The sequence below is a fragment of the Rhabdonatronobacter sediminivivens genome (genome assembly GCF_013415485.1).
GTDB lineage: Bacteria > Pseudomonadota > Alphaproteobacteria > Rhodobacterales > Rhodobacteraceae > Rhabdonatronobacter > Rhabdonatronobacter sediminivivens.
On record NZ_JACBXS010000018.1, the window covers coordinates 48,265 to 63,760 of the forward strand.

Annotated in this window: 12 protein-coding genes and 1 pseudogene; 6 read left to right on the forward strand and 7 right to left on the reverse strand. The window is 69.0% G+C overall.

Translation table 11 applies throughout. The features are described from left to right. Positions 1–17: 17 nt before the first annotated feature. On the reverse strand, positions 18–455 hold the full coding sequence (locus HUK65_RS10215; RefSeq protein ID WP_179906069.1) for a rhodanese-like domain-containing protein: 438 nt from the start codon (positions 453–455) through the stop codon (positions 18–20). Positions 456–658: 203 nt separating this feature from the next. On the opposite strand from HUK65_RS10215, the gene HUK65_RS10220 reads away from it, so the two are divergent. Both HUK65_RS10220 and HUK65_RS10225 read left to right on the forward strand, forming a co-directional pair. Then, positions 659–2,443, forward strand: coding sequence for a gamma-glutamyltransferase family protein (locus HUK65_RS10220; RefSeq protein ID WP_179906070.1), 1,785 nt, complete (start codon positions 659–661; stop codon positions 2,441–2,443). Between the two features lie 74 nt (positions 2,444–2,517). Next, the gene (locus HUK65_RS10225; RefSeq protein WP_179906071.1) at positions 2,518–3,612 is read left to right on the forward strand and encodes a site-2 protease family protein; all 1,095 of its coding nucleotides are present in this window, start codon (positions 2,518–2,520) and stop codon (positions 3,610–3,612) included. A gap of 195 nt (positions 3,613–3,807) precedes the next feature. Here the strand turns inward: HUK65_RS10225 and HUK65_RS10230 are convergent, their stop codons facing one another. The 4 genes from HUK65_RS10230 to HUK65_RS10245 form a co-directional block, all read right to left on the reverse strand. Continuing rightward, the gene (locus HUK65_RS10230; protein ID WP_235441887.1) at positions 3,808–6,102 is read right to left on the reverse strand and encodes a dipeptide ABC transporter ATP-binding protein; all 2,295 of its coding nucleotides are present in this window, start codon (positions 6,100–6,102) and stop codon (positions 3,808–3,810) included. Continuing rightward, complete coding sequence (locus HUK65_RS10235) at positions 6,099–7,820, reverse strand: ABC transporter permease subunit (RefSeq protein WP_179906072.1); 1,722 nt, start codon at positions 7,818–7,820, stop codon at positions 6,099–6,101. The genes HUK65_RS10230 and HUK65_RS10235 overlap by 4 nt, the downstream gene beginning before the upstream one ends. Beyond that, entirely contained in the window at positions 7,817–8,794 is a 978-nt protein-coding gene (locus HUK65_RS10240; protein ID WP_179906073.1) for an ABC transporter permease, read from the reverse strand. The genes HUK65_RS10235 and HUK65_RS10240 overlap by 4 nt, the downstream gene beginning before the upstream one ends. Before the next feature lie 116 nt (positions 8,795–8,910). Continuing rightward, on the reverse strand, positions 8,911–10,509 hold the full coding sequence (locus tag HUK65_RS10245; protein ID WP_179906074.1) for an ABC transporter substrate-binding protein: 1,599 nt from the start codon (positions 10,507–10,509) through the stop codon (positions 8,911–8,913). 184 nt (positions 10,510–10,693) lie between these two features. Here HUK65_RS10245 and cobO point away from each other — a divergent pair. Then, positions 10,694–11,299: pseudogene (gene cobO, locus HUK65_RS10250) on the forward strand (cob(I)yrinic acid a,c-diamide adenosyltransferase); the annotation flags it as partial. Between the two features lie 336 nt (positions 11,300–11,635). Here cobO and cbiB read toward each other — a convergent pair. Together cbiB and HUK65_RS10260 are read right to left on the reverse strand one after the other, a co-directional pair. Beyond that, positions 11,636–12,577 carry an adenosylcobinamide-phosphate synthase CbiB gene (gene cbiB, locus HUK65_RS10255; protein ID WP_179906075.1) on the reverse strand — a complete coding sequence of 314 codons (942 nt, stop codon included), beginning with the start codon at positions 12,575–12,577 and terminating at the stop codon, positions 11,636–11,638. Then, positions 12,574–13,182, reverse strand: a complete 609-nt coding sequence (locus HUK65_RS10260) for a histidine phosphatase family protein (protein WP_179906076.1) — start codon at positions 13,180–13,182, stop codon at positions 12,574–12,576. Before HUK65_RS10260 ends, cbiB begins: the two co-directional genes overlap by 4 nt. A 42-nt stretch (positions 13,183–13,224) precedes the next feature. Here HUK65_RS10260 and cobU point away from each other — a divergent pair, with 42 nt between their 5' ends. From cobU to HUK65_RS10275, 3 genes are read left to right on the forward strand one after another with little or no spacing between them, the layout of a single operon-like run. Beyond that, a complete protein-coding gene (gene cobU / locus HUK65_RS10265; RefSeq protein ID WP_179906077.1) occupies positions 13,225–13,740 on the forward strand; it encodes a bifunctional adenosylcobinamide kinase/adenosylcobinamide-phosphate guanylyltransferase in 516 nt (171 codons plus the stop codon). 3 nt (positions 13,741–13,743) lie between these two features. Further along, positions 13,744–14,748 (forward strand): nicotinate-nucleotide--dimethylbenzimidazole phosphoribosyltransferase, encoded by a 1,005-nt coding sequence (gene cobT / locus HUK65_RS10270; protein WP_179906078.1) that lies wholly within the window; start codon positions 13,744–13,746, stop codon positions 14,746–14,748. Beyond that, complete coding sequence (locus HUK65_RS10275) at positions 14,745–15,494, forward strand: adenosylcobinamide-GDP ribazoletransferase (protein ID WP_327787100.1); 750 nt, start codon at positions 14,745–14,747, stop codon at positions 15,492–15,494. Before cobT ends, HUK65_RS10275 begins: the two co-directional genes overlap by 4 nt. The last annotated feature ends 2 nt before the right edge of the window (positions 15,495–15,496 follow it).

Below are 15,496 nucleotides of genomic sequence, written 5' to 3' on the forward strand. Positions count from 1 at the left end.
CGGCTGCGTGGCCGTGGTCAGTGCGACACCAGCGGCAGGCCCATCTCCCGCCATTCGGTCATGCCCAGGGCGTAGTAATGGACATTGCCGTACCCCCAGCCCACGGCCATTTCGGCGGCATTGGCGGCGCGGCCACAGGACAGGCCGTTGCAATAGAACAGCACCGGGGTATCGGCCTGGGCGCCATGTTCGGCCAGCACCTCGGGGCCGGTGATGTCGGTGTCGATCAGGCGGATCGCCCCTTCGATGTGACCGGCGGCGTAATCGCCTTCGACACGGGTGTCGAAGATCACCAGCCCCGGCGTGCCGGTGACCAGTTCGATCACCCCTTCGGCATCGACGGTGGTGGCGCCGGAGATGTTCATCGGCGCGCCGGCCTGGGCGGCCGGGGCGGCCAGCAGGCCAAGGGCCAGCGCCAGGGAAAGCGCGCTGCGGCGGGTCAGGGTCTGGGGCATTGCAGTCTCCTTCGGATGCGGGCGCCGGCGGGGATGCACGGCGCGGACAGAGGCAAACTGTGCCGCCTGATTCCTTTCGGGCGGCTTTATGCCACAGCCTAAAATGCACGGCATTTTACGGACCGCGGCCCCCCTTCCATCCCGCGGCCCGCGCCGCTAGACAGGGCCGCGTGACCCTTTGGCAACAGGGATGTGCCCGGCCCATGACCTTCACCACCCGCCCCGAGATCACCGGCACCTTCGGTGTTGTCAGCAGTACGCACTGGATCGCCTCGGGGGTTGGCATGGCCATGCTGGAACGCGGCGGCAACGCCTTTGACGCCGCCGTGGCCGCCGGGTTGGTGCTGCAGGTGACAGAGCCGCATCTGAACGGCCCCGGGGGGGAGCTGCCCGCGATCCTGTGGGAGGGTGCCTCGGCGCGCGCGCAGGTGCTCTGCGCGCAGGGCCCCGCCCCCGCCGGGGCCACCATCGCCCATTTCCGCGATCAGGGCCTGACCCATGTGCCCGGCGACGGGCTGATGGCCACGGTGATCCCCGGCGCCTGGGACGGCTGGATGCTGATGCTGCGCGACCACGGGCGCCTGCCCCTGCGCGATGTGCTGGAACCGGCGATCCACTATGCCCGCGCGGGCCACCCCTGCATGCCGCGCGTGGCCGAAACCATCGCCGGGCTGGCGGGGTTCTTCCGGGACAACTGGCCCAGCTCCTACGCCACATGGGTTCCGGGCGGGGCGTTGCCCCGGGGGGGGCGACTGTTGCGCAACCCGGTGCTGGCCGACACCTATGCCCGCATCCTGACCCAGGCTGAAAGCCGCCGGGACCGCACAGCCCAGATCGAGGCCGCGCGCGATGCCTTCTATCGCGGTTTCGTGGCCGAGGAGATGGCCCGCTGGCTGGCCGGGCAGGAACTGCCCGACAGCGAAGGCCACATGCAGCGCGCCATCCTGACCGCCGATGACATGGCCGGCTACAGCGCAGGGATGGAGGCGCCCGTCTGGGGCAGCTACGGCGACTGGCAGATCGCCAAATGCGGGCCCTGGTCGCAGGGGCCGGTGCTGCTGCAATCGCTGGCCCTGCTGGAGGGCATGGACCTGGGCGCGCTGGACCCGATGGGGGCCGAATTCCTCCACCGCGTGACCGAGGCGATGAAGCTGGCCTATGCCGACCGCGAGGTCTATCTGGCCGATCCCGCCTTTGCCTCCGTGCCGCTGGCCCGACTGCTTGCGCCGGACTACAGCGCCGCGCGCCGCGCCCTGATCGGCGCCCGGGCCAGCCATGACCTGACCCCCGGCACCCTGCCGGGGTTCGAAGGCCAGCGCGCCGCCATGCTGGCGGCGCTGGAGCGCCTGAGCAGCACCGATGGCGCGGTCTATGAACCCACCATGGCGCATCTGGCGCGCAAACCCGGCGATACCGTGCATCTGGATGTGATCGACGCCGAAGGCAACATGGTCAGCGCCACGCCTTCGGGCGGGTGGCTGCAAAGCGCGCCGACCATCCCGGGGCTGGGCTTCTGCCTGAATTCGCGCGCGCAGATGTTCTGGCTGGAAGAGGGGCTGCCCGGATCGCTGGCGCCCGGCAAGCGCCCGCGCACCACGCTGTCACCCTCGCTGGCGCGGCACCCGGACGGGCGGCGGCTGGCCTTCGGCACCCCGGGCGGCGACCAGCAGGACCAGTGGCAACTGATCTTCTTTCTCTATCACGCGCAATTCGGCATGGGGCTGCAGGCGGCGCTGGATGCACCGCTGTTCCACACCACCCATTTCCCGGCCAGCTTCTATCCCCGCTCGCGCAGCCCCGGCCAGATCATGGTCGAGGAAACCTACGGCCCCGATGTCATCGCCGACCTGCGCGCCCGCGGCCATGATGTCCAGACCTCGCCGCCCATGACCATCGGGCGGCTGACGGCGGCGGGGCGCGATGCGGACGGGATGCTGCGGGCGGGCGCCTCGCCGCGGCTGATGCAGGCCTATGCGCTGGGACGCTGAGGCCCCCCTTGAACCCCGCGCCGGGGGCGCCACCTGAAAGGGGCGGCAGATGAAAGGCAACAGGAGCGCGCGCAATGCAATGGTCCGGATGGTCGCTGCGCCTGGGGCGCCTTGCAGGCATAGACCTCTACATGCACGCCACCTTTCCGCTGCTGTTCCTGTGGGTGGGGTTCCTCTACTGGGTGCAGACCGGAACGCTGGGGGGGGTCGCCTTCGGGCTGGCCTTCATCGGGGTGCTGTTCCTCTGTGTGGTGGCGCATGAATACGGCCACGCGCTGACCGCGCGGCGATTCGGCATCGGCACGCGCCATATCACGCTGCTGCCCATCGGCGGGCTGGCCATGCTGGAGCGGATGCCCAAGGACCCGCAGCAGGAGATCATCGTCGCCCTGATGGGCCCGGCGGTGAATATCGCCATCGCGCTGGGGCTGGCGCTGGTGCTGACCCTGACCGGCGGCTGGACGCCCATGGACCCCGAAGCCCCCCTGATGATCCCCGCCAGCTTCCTGCAAAGCGTGCTCCTTGCCAATATCTTCCTGGCGGTGTTCAACATGATCCCGGCCTTTCCCATGGATGGCGGGCGGGTGCTGCGCGCGGCGCTCAGCTTTCGCATGGGGCGGACGGGGGCAACGGTGCTGGCCGCGCGCATCGGCCAGACGCTGGCGCTTGGCTTCGGGGTGCTGGGGCTCTTCGGCAATCCGCTGCTGATCCTGATCGCCGTCTTCATCTGGATCGGTGCCGCCTCCGAAGCTGGCGCCACCGAGATGGAAACCCGGTTGCGGCGCAAACCCGTGGCCCGCGCCATGATCACCGATTTCCACATCCTGTCCCCGGACAGCCGCCTGTCCCGCGCGGTCAACCTGACACTGGCGGGCAAGCAAAGGGACTTCCCGGTGCTGGACGGGCCGCGGCTGGTGGGGGTGGCCACGCAATCGGCCATCCTGCGGGGCCTGCGCGATCACGGGCTGGAGGGGCGCGTGGCCGATATCATGTCCGCCCCCGTCACGGCCGAAAGCAGCGATGACCTGGCGACCTTGCTCGAGGCCCTGCAACAGACGCCGGACGCGCGCCTGATCTGCATCCTGCACCGCGGCGCGCTGATCGGAGTGATCGACATGGAAAACATCTCGGAATTCCTGCGCATCCAGGCCGCATTGCAGGACCGTTAGAGCGTGTCGCGTTCATTCGCATTCACGCGACACGCTCTAACTTATTGTGGTCGCATGTTTTGCGCGCAAAACCGGTTCCCACTTTGCGCAACATGCTCCAGCGCCTGCCACCCCGGCGCACCCCATCTGCCCCGCAGGGGCAGCGCCCCCGAAGGGCGCAAACCGCGCCCTGAGGGGGCGCTCCCTCCCTCAGCCTCAGGCGTCAGCTTCGGGATAAAGCACGCAGGCAACCTCATGCCCCTCGGCGATCCGGCGTCGGCGGGGTGAGGGTTGGGCCGCAAAGCGCAACCGCAGCGCCGCACCATCCTCGGATACCTCCGCCGCCTCGGCCAGTGAGGGCGGGCGCGCGGCCAGCACCTCGGCCAGTTGCGCCCGCGCCGCCGCCACGCCCTTGGGCGCCGGGATACGCAGGTCCAGACCGTCGCGCTCTGGCACCCCCAGTGCATCGCGCGGGCGCTCCAGCAGGTCCCGTTCCGCCAGCGCCGCGATCACATCGCGCCCTTCCCAGCCGCAGGTGACGGTGGCCAGCGGGCAGCGGTTGTGAAAGCGGCAGCCATTGGGCAGGTCCACCGCCGAGGGGATCTCGCCCGCCGATTCCAGCGGCGGTTTCTCCACGCTCGGGTCCGGCTCGGGCGAGGCATCGAGCAGCAGCTGCGTATAGGGGTGCTTGCGCTCGGCGATGACCTTTTCCGTGGGGCCAACCTCGACAATCTCGCCCAGATACATGATCGCGGTGCGGTCGGCGACATAGCGGATCGTGGGCAGGTCATGGCTGACATAGACGAAGGAAATCCCCATCTCATCCCGGAAATGCCGCATCAGGTTCAGCACACCCGCGCGGATGGACACATCCAGCATCGACACCGGCTCATCGGCCACGATGAAGCGCGGCTCCAGCACGATGGCGCGGGCAATCGCCACCCGCTGGCGCTGCCCGCCCGAAAGTTCATGCGGGAAGCGCTCCATATAGGTCGCCGCCGGTTTCAGCCCCGCGCGTTCCAGCGCCTGCACCACCCGGGCGCGCTTGTCCGCCCCGCGCGCCAGCCCGTGTATGGTCAGCGGCTCGCCCACGATATCCTGAATGGTAAAGCGCGGGTTCAGCGTCTGATACGGGTCCTGAAACATCATCTGCGCGCGGCGGCGAAAGGCTTTCAGATCGCCCTTCTTCAGATGCGCGATATCCTCGCCCTCGGACAGGATACGCCCGTCAGTGGGCTCCTGCAGACGCACCAGCATTTCGCCCGTGGTCGTCTTGCCCGACCCGGATTCGCCCGCCAGCCCCAGGATTTCCCCCGCCTGCAGGTCCAGATCGATCCCGTCCACCGCATGGACCTTGTCATCGGACCCGCCGAAGAACCCGCCCGCCACGGGGAAATGCTTGACCAGCCCCTCGACCTTCAGCACCTCGGCCCCCTCGCGCCGTTCGCGCAGGGGGGCGGCAACCAGTTCCTCATTCAACCGCCGCCCCACCTCGACCCAGGCGTCATTGGTGGCGGCCGTGCGGCGGAATTCCTCTACCCGGTCCGGGTAATGGCAGGCGGCAAAGCGCCCGTCGCCCACCGGGTGCTGCGCGGGCTCTTCGGCGCGGCAGCGGTCGGTGGCGAAGGGGCAGCGTTCGGCAAAGCGGCAGCCCGCGGGCGGGTTCAGCAGGTTGGGCGGCGTGCCGGGGATGGAGATCAGCTCCCGCTGCGCGCCCTCCAGCGTGGGAAAGGCATTGGTCAGGCCCATGGTATAGGGGTGGAAGGGCTGGCCAAAGACCTGCCGCACTGGCCCCGTCTCCATGATCTTGCCGCCATACATCACCGCCACCCGGTCGCAGGTCTGCACCACGACCGAGATATCATGCGTGATGAACAGCAGCGCCATGCCCCGTTCCCGCCGCAGCCGCGCCAGGCGCGAAAGGATCTGCGCCTGCGTCACCACATCCAGCGCCGTGGTCGGCTCATCCGCGATCAGAAGCTGCGGCTGCAACGCCATCGCCATGGCGATCACCGCGCGCTGTTTCATGCCGCCCGACATCTCATGCGGATAGGCGCGCAGGCGTGAGGGGTCCAGGCCCACGGCGCGGAACAGATCCTCGGCCTGCGCCCATCCGGTCGCCTTGTCGATCTGGATATGCGCCTGCATCGCCTCCAGGATCTGGTCGCCCACGCGATAGACCGGGTCGAGCGCGTTCATCGCGGCCTGGCTGATCCAGGCGATCTCCTTCCAGCGCACGCGGCGCATATCCTCGCCCTGCAAGGGCACCAGATCGCGCCCGGCGAAATCGATCGCCCCGCGCGGGATTTCGCCATTGGGCGGCAGCAGCTTCAGCATCGCCTTGGCGGCGGTAGTCTTGCCGCAGCCGGATTCGCCCACCAGCCCCAAAGCCTCGCCCGGGGCAATCGTGAAATCGATCCCGTCCACGGCCTGCACCGGCCCGGCGCCGGTGCGGTAATGGATCGCCAGATCGCGCACATCCAGCAGGGTCTTCTGCGCCATATCCTTCATTGCCGCGCCCTCAGCCGTGGGTTGGCGACCACTTCCAGCGACCGCGAGATGAAGAAGACCGACAGCACCGTGGTCATGATCAGGATGCCCGGTGGCAGGTTCCACCACCACGCCGTCCGCCACGCGCCCGAAAGCCGCGCATCATGCAGGATACCACCCCAGGAAATCGCCTGCGGCGGGCCAAGGCCCAGGAAGGACAGCGTCGCCTCGGCAATGATGCTCACGCCGACGATGATCGCCAGTTCCAGAAACACCAGCGGCAACACGTTGGGGAAGATATGCAGATACATGATCCGCAGGTCCGAGGCGCCGGCCACCCGCGCGGCCTTCACAAACGGGCGTTCGCGCAGGGACAGCACCTGGCTTCGGATCAGCCGCGCCACCGTGCGCCATGTCAGCAGCGAGACTGCCAGAATGACGATGGTCAGCGATGGCTGGAACAGCAGCACCAGGATCAGCGCGAAGGGTTCGAACGGGATGCCATACATCACATCCACCGTGCGCATCAGCACCGTTTCCGTCCGCCCCCGGTAATAGCCCGCGATCAAGCCCACATTGGTGCCGATCAGCACCACCAGCGTGGCCCCCAGAAAGCCCACCAGCAGCGCGATCTGGCTGCCATGCACGTTCTGGCTGAAGAGATCCCGCCCCAGATGATCCGTGCCGAACCAATGCTCGCGCGAGGGCGGCAGAAGGCGGCTCACAAACCGGTCCGACCCCAGCGCCAGCATCTCGTCGCCCACCACCAGCAGCGCGCGCAGATGGCGCTCGCTCTCGGTGGGGATGATCTGCCAGGCCGCGCCGTCCCATTCCATGATCAGCCCGTTGCGCCCGGCAGCAATCGCCCGGCCATCATCACCGATCCAGCCGGCGCGCAGGGCGCGCGTATCGGGTGCCTGATCCACGGACCAACCGGTATCGGCGCCTTCACGGCGCAACAGCGTGCCGCGCTCGCCCACCACCAGCGCCGCGCCGCCCTCGTCGATATGAATATGGTTGAGATCGCGCGAGGAGCCCAGGCGCTCCAGCGTGGCGCTGCCACCCTCGGGGTCATAGCGCACCGCCAGCCCCCGCTCACCCACGATCAGCGCGGTGCCGTCCACATCCAGCGCCACCGATTGCAGCGGGAAGCCACGGCCCACGGGGCTGTCGATCGCGGTGATCGCACCGCTATCGACCTCCAGCAGCCAGATTTCCTCGCGCGTGCCAACGATCAGCGCGCTTGCGTCATCCAGCCAGACAGCGCCGCGCAAACGGGCGGGTTCGGGGGCGTCGATCTGCGCCCAGTCGGCGCCCGTGCGCAGCAGGATCACGCCATCCTCGCCCACCGCCAGCGCCCGCCCCGCAGGCGACAGCGCCACGGCGTGCAGATCAGCCTCGGTCGGCAGGTCCAGCGGGGCCCAGTCGCCCGCGCCTTCGCGCGCCCAGCCCATGCCGCCCCGCCCGACGATGATCGCCACATCACCGCGATGGTCCGCATCATTCAGCGCCAGCGGGCCCAGGCTCTCCTGCAATTCCCACCCCTCGGCCCCGCGCTGCAGGACCGAGCCATCCTCGATCTCGTTGATATGGCGCGGGTCATGGGTGGACAGCAGCGGCGCAAACAGCGCCATGGCGATGATCACGCCCAGAACGCACATGCCGATCACGGCCAGCCGGTCCTGCATCATGATCCGCAACGGACCGGCAGCGGCCCGCAAAACAGGGGGAAGGGTCATCGGAAGCTCACCCTCGGGTCAAGCGTGGTGTAAAGGATATCGACCAGCAGGTTCAGGAAGATCACAAAGGCCGCCATGATCAGGAATGACGCCTGCGCCAGCGGAAAATCCGAGGTCCGCACCGCGTTCAGGATCTCACGCCCCAGCCCCGGCCAGGAGAAGACGACCTCCACCACCACCTGCCCGCCCGCGGCCAGGCCAATGGTGACGGCCAGCTGCGTGACCACCGGCAGCAGCGCGTTGCGCGCGGCGTGCTTGTAGAGGATGTCGCGCTCCGGCAGGCCCTTGGCACGGGCCATCTCGATGAAATCCTCGCCGTAAACCTCCAGCATCGTGTTGCGCATGATCAGAAGCGGCGAGCCCAGGTAATACAGCGCCACGATCAGCACCGGCAGCGCCGCGTGCCACAGGAAATCCAGCGTCAGGATCTTGTCCCACCAGCCGTCCGCATCATAGGGCAGGGTGCGCATGCCTGATGTGGGCAGGATCGACAGCCCCACCCCAAAGATCAGGATGGCGATCATCCCCGTCCAGAACATCGGCGCCGAGCGGAACATCAACCCGAAGAAGATGCCCACAGTATCGGTGCGCGACCCCCGCCGCCAGGACAGCCACGCCCCCAGCGGCACACCGATCGCATAGGCCAGCACGATCGCCGCCAGCATCAGCACCATGGTATTGGCCAGCCGCTCCCAGACGATCTCCGAAACCGGCGCGCGATAGCTGAACGAGGTCCCGAACTCCCCCTGAACCGCATTGCCCAGAAACAGCACATATTGCCGCCACAGCGGCTCCTCCAGCCCGAACTGGGCACGGATGGCCGCGCGCTGCTCGGCGTTCAGCCCCTCGGTCACCAGCGCCGCCGTGGGGTCCGGCAGACCCATGCGGAACAGGAAGAACAGGATCGTTGCAATGATCCAGAGCGAGAATATCGCCTGCAGCACGCGCTTGATCAGATAGCTACGTCGCGTCATCGCCCTTGGTCCCCCGGCAGGCGCGCGCGCCCGGCCCTGTCATTTTCTTGCCAGAAATACTCAAAAAAAGCGGCCCGCCGCAGCGGTGCTGCGACGGGCAAGTGCGTCCGGCCGGATCAGCGCTGCAAGCGGCCGTCGCTGTCCCAGCTGTAGCCTGCGTCCTCAAGCTCGGCCCGCGCGGCGTCCATGTCGAACTCGAACCGCTCAATGAAGGGCGCATGCCAGAAGGCATTGACCGGCGCGATGATCGAGGTGCCGACCTCGCCGCGCCCGTCCAGCAGCACATTCACCATCCGCTCCCGGTCCATGGCCATGGTCAGCGCGCGGCGCACGGCACGGTCATCGAAGGGCGCGCGGCGCAGGTTGAAGGTCATGTGGTAATACCCGAAATCCGGGACCGAGACGACGGTCAGATCGTCATTGCCCTCGGCCAGCGGGATCTGCCCCGGTTCCAGCCGCCAGGCGGTCATGTCGATCTGCCCGGTCTGCATGGCGGTGAACACCCCTTCGGCATCGGCAAAGATCAGGAACTCCACCGCATCGACCGCAATCTCATCGGCGTGGAAATGATCCCCATAGGTGGTCAGGGACATGAACTCGCCGCGGTCATAGCGGTCGAACACGAACGGACCGGACCCCACGGTCGGGATCTCGTCAGGGGTCAGCTCCTGCGGGTCGTCGATCTCCGACCAGATATGCGCGGGCAGGATCGGGATCTGGCTCAGCGTGATGGTGGCAAAGGGCGCCGAGGGCTCGCTCAGGTTGAAGCGCACGCTCAGATCGCCGGTCTGCTCCACCGTGTCGATGGCAGCCAGGTAGCTGTCGAAATAGCTGTAGTCGCTGTTCATGTAGTATTCGAAGGTGAACACCACATCCTCGGCGGTGAGCGGCTCGCCATCGTGGAAGGTCATCCCCTCGCGCAGGGTGACGTCGATGGTCACGTCATCCACAGGCGTCACCTCGGCAGCGGCCCAGGGCACCGGCTCCACATCCGGGCTCAGGCGCACCAGCCGGTCATAGTAAAGCCGCATCCATTTCCAGCCCCAGACGGAGGTCGAGGCCAGCGGGTTCACGTTATCCGGCTCCTGCGGGCCGCCGATGCGCAGGGTGGCGCGGTCAGTCAGCGGCTGGGCCTCCATCGGCACCCATTCGGAATAGAGCGCCTCACCGGCCATGGCGTTCATGTTCTCGAATGTGGTGTTGTTATAGGCCACGACCTCATCGCGGTTGAACAGCACCACGACAGGAGCGTCGGGGACGTAAAGCTCCTGCATCTCATGCACCAGCGCCTGACGGGCATTGACGTCGAATTCGGCCCCCTGTGCGTCATAGAGTGCGTCATAGTCGGGGTTGTCATAGCCGCCGGGGTTGTTGGCGCCCAGCTCGGCCTGGCGGCTGTCCAGCGTGCCCAGGAAGAACTGCGGATCCAGCCGGTCCACCCGTCCGGACCAGCCCAGGATCGTGGCGTCGAAATCCTGCTCGGAATAGAAACGGTCCAGCAGCGTGCGGAATTCCAGCGGCGTGACGGTCACATCCAGCCCCAGCTCCCGCCAGGCGTCGGCGATGATGAAGGCGCCTTCATAGCGGATAGGGTCATAGGACTCGGTGGTGGTGTAGATCTCGACCGAAGGGACACGCTCCTGCGCGATGCCCGGCGCCCCGAAGGCCGAAATCGCCAGAACCGAAGTCCCGGCCAGAATGAGGTTTCGCGTCATTGCACTCTCCCTGCAGGCGCATTTTCTGGATGCCGCGCCACCCGCAGGCGACCCGCATGGGCAGAAACCTACGCCTCCGGCACAACCAAGGTCAACCCCGGTACCGCACCCGCCGCGCGCCCATTGACTTGACAATCCGCAACCGCAACTGTCCCCTTGCAGCCCCGGCAGCCAGGGACATGCCATGAGTGACACAACCCGCCACCACAACGAAGAGATGAAGCGCATCAAGGCCGAACACGCCGAGATGATGAAATCCAGGACCCGCGAGAAAGGCCTGATCATGGTCCATACCGGCGCGGGCAAGGGCAAGTCTTCATCGGGCTTCGGAATGATCCTGCGATGCATCGCCCATGGCATGCCCTGCGCCGTGGTGCAATTCATCAAGGGCAACTGGAAAACCGGCGAAAAGACGCTTCTGCGGGACCGCTTCGCCGATGAATGCCGCTTCTTCGTCTCAGGCGAGGGCTTCACCTGGGACACCCAGGACCGCGACGCCGACATCGCCGCCGCCGAAAACGGCTGGGCCATCGCGCAGGCGCAGATCCTGGACCCCGCCATCCGCTTCGTGCTGCTGGACGAGATCAACATCGCCCTGCACTACGAGTATCTGGACATCCACGCGGTGGTGTCCTTCCTGCAAACCCGCAAACCCCCCATGACCCATGTCTGCCTGACCGGCCGCCAAGCCCGGCCCGAACTGATCGCCGCCGCCGATCTGGTGACCGAAATGACGTTGCTCAAGCATCCCTTTGATGACGGGGTCAAGGCCCAGAAAGGGATCGAATTCCGACAGTCGGGATGGGGGCGCTGCCCCCGTCGCCTGAAGGCGACTCCCCCGGGATATTTCTGCAAGGGTGAAAACACATTGTTAACCATTCCCTGCCATTCTGAAAGAGCGGTACAGGGAGGGATCCCGATGACCGCCAAGGGTGAAAGCGCCGCGTCTCCCCCGGTTTCCGGCCCGAGGCGCGGCGCCGCCCCTTCCCCCCTTCATCCTTGCAAAAATATCCCCGCCGGAGGCGCACATCAGCCAGCAGAGTTCCCGCCTGAGGAGACGCGGAGCAGCCCCAGACAAGGGGCCATCTGGCGCGACAGGGCGCGTTGGCTTGCGGGGCGGCGCGGGTCAACCGCCGACCAGCCAGGCGCCCAGGGTGGCCGCGCAGATCAGGGTCATCGCGCGACGGTAGAGCGCAAGGCCGCGGGAAAGGTCAGCGGGCGCAGGGTCCGGGGCGGCGGCGTTCAGCCAGGGTTCCTCGGCCACCCGGTCGGCGTAGATGCGCGGCCCGGACAGCCGCAGGCCCAGGCCTCCGGCCATGGCGCCTTCGGGCCATCCGGCATTGGGCGAGCGGTGGTTGCGCGCGTCCCGCGCCATCACCCGCAGCGCCGTGCCCGGCTGCGGCGCGGTCAGCGCCAGCGCGAGGCCCGTCAGCCGGGCGGGGATCCAGTTGGCAAGATCATCCAGCCGCGCGGCGCATTTGCCGAAATATTCATGGCGCGGGCTGCGATGGCCGATCATTGAATCCAGCGTGTTGATGGCCTTGTAGGCCGCGATCCCCGGCAGGCCCGCCACCAGCCCCCAGAAAAGCGGCGCCACCACCCCGTCCGAGGCATTCTCGGACAGCGATTCCAGGGCCGCGCGGGCCACGGCGGCGCCGTCCAGCCGGGCCGGGTCACGCCCGACGATCATCGCCACCGCGGCGCGCGCGCCCTCCAGATCGCCGGCCTGCAGGGGGGTGGCGACAGCGGCCACATGGTCATGCAGGGACCGGCTGGCCAGCAGCGGCCAGGCGATCACGGCGCCGATCAGCACCCCGGCCAGCCCCTGCGGCAGCGCGGCCTGCAGCGCCCAGGCGGGCAGCGCCGCGGCCAGGACCACGGCCAGGGTTGTGCCCAGCCCGGCCAGCAGGCGCGCGCGGGGGGTGCCGTGGTTCAGCCGCGCCTCGGCCCGCGCGATCAGGGCGCCAAGCCATGTGACCGGGTGGCCGATGCGGGCGTAGACCCGGGCGGGCCAGCCCAGGGCGGCATCGATGGCCAGGGCCAGGGCCATCATCAGGGCGAAGCTCATGGGCACTCCGGGGTCTGGCTGTCCGCGACCGGGGCGCCCGCGACCTGCACGATGGACAGGCCGTCGTCCAGGCAGCGCAGGCGGGTGAGTGACAGTGGGGCGATTTCGAAGGCCAGCGCCGCCGGGGTATCCCCGAGCGCCAGGGCCAGTGCGGCGCGCGCTGTGCCGGCATGGGCGAGCACCACCACCGGGCCGCCCCGCCGGGCACGGGTGGTCAGTTCCTGCAGCGCCGGGGTCACGCGGGCGACCATGGCGGCGAAGCTCTCGCCCCCCGGCGCGGCGATCCGGGCCAGCTGCGCCCGTGTCAGCGGGCCAAGATCCGGCAGCTCGGCATAGGGCAGTCCTTCGTGGGCGCCGAAATCCTGTTCCCACAGACGCGGGTCGATCTGCAGGGCGGCGCCGGGCCAGAGGGCCTCTGCGGTCTGGCGGCAGCGCAGCGCCGGGCTGCAGGCCAGATGCGCGGGTCTGCCCAGCCGTGCCGCCAGCGCCTGTGTCGCCGCCGCGTCGATCCGGGCGGGCACATCGCGCCGTCCGGCCATCCGCCCGCCGGTTTCGGCCGGGGCGTGGCGGATCACCACCAGTTCGTTTTCGGCCAGTTCCTGCATCGCGCTTTCCATTTTCGGGGCACTGTGCTTTGTCACGCCTTGATGGCAAAGTCGATTCTGATAACCGGGGGCGCGCGGTCGGGCAAAAGCACATTGGCCGAGCGCATGACCCTGAGCCTGGGGCGCCCGGCGGTCTATGTGGCCACCGCCGAAGCCGGTGACGCCGAGATGGCCGACCGGATTGCCCGTCATCAGGCGCGGCGCGGCCTCGAATGGCGGACGCACGCCACCCCACTGGAGCTCTGTGCCGCCCTGCGCGCCACGGATAGCGCGCCGCGGCTGGTGGATTGTGTCACGCTGTGGCTGAGCAACCTGATGTTTGCCGAACGCGACTGGGAGGCCGAGGTTGCCGCGCTCTGCGATCTGCTGCCTACGCTTTCGGCCCCGGTGGTATTTGTCACCAATGAGCTGGGCAGCGGGATCGTGCCTGAAAACGCCCTGGCGCGGCGGTTCCGGGACATGGCGGGCTGGACCAACCAGCGGCTTGGCGCGGCCTGTGACGAGGTCTGGCTCTGCGTGGCCGGGCAGCCCCTGAAGATCAAACCCCCCGGAGGTTGAGACATGGCGCCTTTTCCACTCTCGCGGCTGGAAGACCTGCTGACCCTGCCGCTGCCCGCCCCCGATCCCGCCGCGCGCGAAGGCGCCGTTGCGCGGCAGGCGCAGTTGACCAAGCCGCCCGGGTCGCTGGGGCGGCTGGAGGAACTGGCGCTGTTCATGGCGGCCTGGCGGGGCAATGACCGGCCCCGGATCGACCGGGCGCAGGCGCTGGTCTTTGCCGGAAATCATGGTGTCTGTGCGCAGGGGGTGAACCCTTTTCCGCAGGCGGTCACGGCGCTGATGGTGGCGAATTTCGCCGCCGGGGGGGCGGCGATCAACCAGCTTTGCGCCGTGGCGGGGGCGGATCTGCGGGTGGTGCCGCTGGATCTGGAGCGGCCCACCGCCGATATCACCCAGGGCCCGGCGATGCCTGCCGCAGAGGCGCTGGCGGCCTTCAACACGGGCGCGGCGGCGGTGGACCCGGGCGCCGATGTGCTGGTGCTGGGGGAAATGGGGATCGGCAATTCCACCATTTCGGCGGCCTTGGCGCAGGCGGTGTTCGGGGGGGCGGCGGCGGATTGGGTCGGCCCCGGGACCGGCGCCGATGCCGCCGGGATGGCGCAGAAGGCCGCGGTGGTGGAGCGCGCGGTGGCCCGCCACGCAGGGCTGGCGCCGCTGGCGCTGCTGGCCGCCCTTGGCGGGCGGGAACAGGCGGCCCTGTGCGGGGCGGTGCTGGCGGCGCGGATGGCGCGGATCCCGGTGCTTCTGGACGGGTTCATCTGCTCGGCCGCCGTGGCGCCGCTGCACGGGGCACGGCCCGAGGTGCTGGATCACTGCCTGATCGCCCATCAGAGCGCCGAGCCGGGCCACGCCCGGCTGGCAGCGGCCCTGGGCAAGGCGCCGCTGCTGTCGCTGGGCATGGCCCTGGGCGAGGGGACCGGCGCGGCGCTGGCGCTGAACGTGCTGCGCGGGGCGCTGGCCTGTCACAATGGCATGGCCACCTTTGCCGAGGCCGGGATCACCGCGTGACCCGGCGCCTGCAAGAGCTGCAACTGGCGGTGATGTTGCTGACGCGGCTGCCCGCGGGGCGGCTGGCGGATCCGGCGCCGGGGCTGGCCGCGGGGGCCTGGGCGTTTCCGCTGGTGGGGCTGTTGCCGGGGGCGGTGCTCTGGGCGGTGCTGGCGGGCGCGCTGGCGCTGGGGCTGGCGCCGATGGGGGCGGCCCTGCTGGGGCTGGGGGCGGCAGCGCTGCTGACCGGGGGGTTGCACCATGACGGGCTGGCCGATTGCGCCGATGGCCTGGGCGGCGGGCGGGACCGCGCACATGCGCTGGAGATCATGCGCGACAGCCGCATCGGCACCTATGGGGTGCTGGCGCTGGTCTTTGCCATCGGGCTGGGGGCGGCGGCGCTGGCGCAGATCGGCGCCGGGCTGGGGCTGGCGCAGGCGCTGCTGATCGGCGTGGCCAGCCGGATGGCCATGCTGGGCGCCATGTGGGCGCTGCCACCTGCGCGCGACGACGGGCTGGGCCAGCAAGTCCGCGGCGTGGCGCCCGGCGCGCTTCTGCCCGGCGCGCTGTTGCTGGCCGGGCTGGCGCTGTGGACCGGGGCTGGCAGCCTGTGGGTGCTGGCGCTGATGGCGGCCAGCGGCGCGCTGCTGGCGCGGCGCGCGCAGCGCAGGCTGGGCGGCCAGACGGGCGATGTGCTGGGCGCGGTGCAGCTGGCATCGGAAACCGCCGGATGGGTGGCGCTGGCCGCGCTGCTGGCACTGGGCTGACC

Bases quoted from the DNA above. Each gene is read 5' to 3' on its own strand.
- HUK65_RS10215 (WP_179906069.1), bottom strand. From the start codon at position 455: ATGCCCCAGACCCTGACCCGCCGCAGCGCGCTTTCCCTGGCGCTGGCC.
- HUK65_RS10220 (WP_179906070.1), top strand. From the start codon at position 659: ATGACCTTCACCACCCGCCCCGAGATCACCGGCACCTTCGGTGTTGTC.
- HUK65_RS10225 (WP_179906071.1), top strand. From the start codon at position 2,518: ATGCAATGGTCCGGATGGTCGCTGCGCCTGGGGCGCCTTGCAGGCATA.
- HUK65_RS10230 (WP_235441887.1), bottom strand. From the start codon at position 6,102: ATGAAGGATATGGCGCAGAAGACCCTGCTGGATGTGCGCGATCTGGCG.
- HUK65_RS10235 (WP_179906072.1), bottom strand. From the start codon at position 7,820: ATGACCCTTCCCCCTGTTTTGCGGGCCGCTGCCGGTCCGTTGCGGATC.
- HUK65_RS10240 (WP_179906073.1), bottom strand. From the start codon at position 8,794: ATGACGCGACGTAGCTATCTGATCAAGCGCGTGCTGCAGGCGATATTC.
- HUK65_RS10245 (WP_179906074.1), bottom strand. From the start codon at position 10,509: ATGACGCGAAACCTCATTCTGGCCGGGACTTCGGTTCTGGCGATTTCG.
- cbiB (WP_179906075.1), bottom strand. From the start codon at position 12,577: ATGAGCTTCGCCCTGATGATGGCCCTGGCCCTGGCCATCGATGCCGCC.
- HUK65_RS10260 (WP_179906076.1), bottom strand. From the start codon at position 13,182: ATGCAGGAACTGGCCGAAAACGAACTGGTGGTGATCCGCCACGCCCCG.
- cobU (WP_179906077.1), top strand. From the start codon at position 13,225: ATGGCAAAGTCGATTCTGATAACCGGGGGCGCGCGGTCGGGCAAAAGC.
- cobT (WP_179906078.1), top strand. From the start codon at position 13,744: ATGGCGCCTTTTCCACTCTCGCGGCTGGAAGACCTGCTGACCCTGCCG.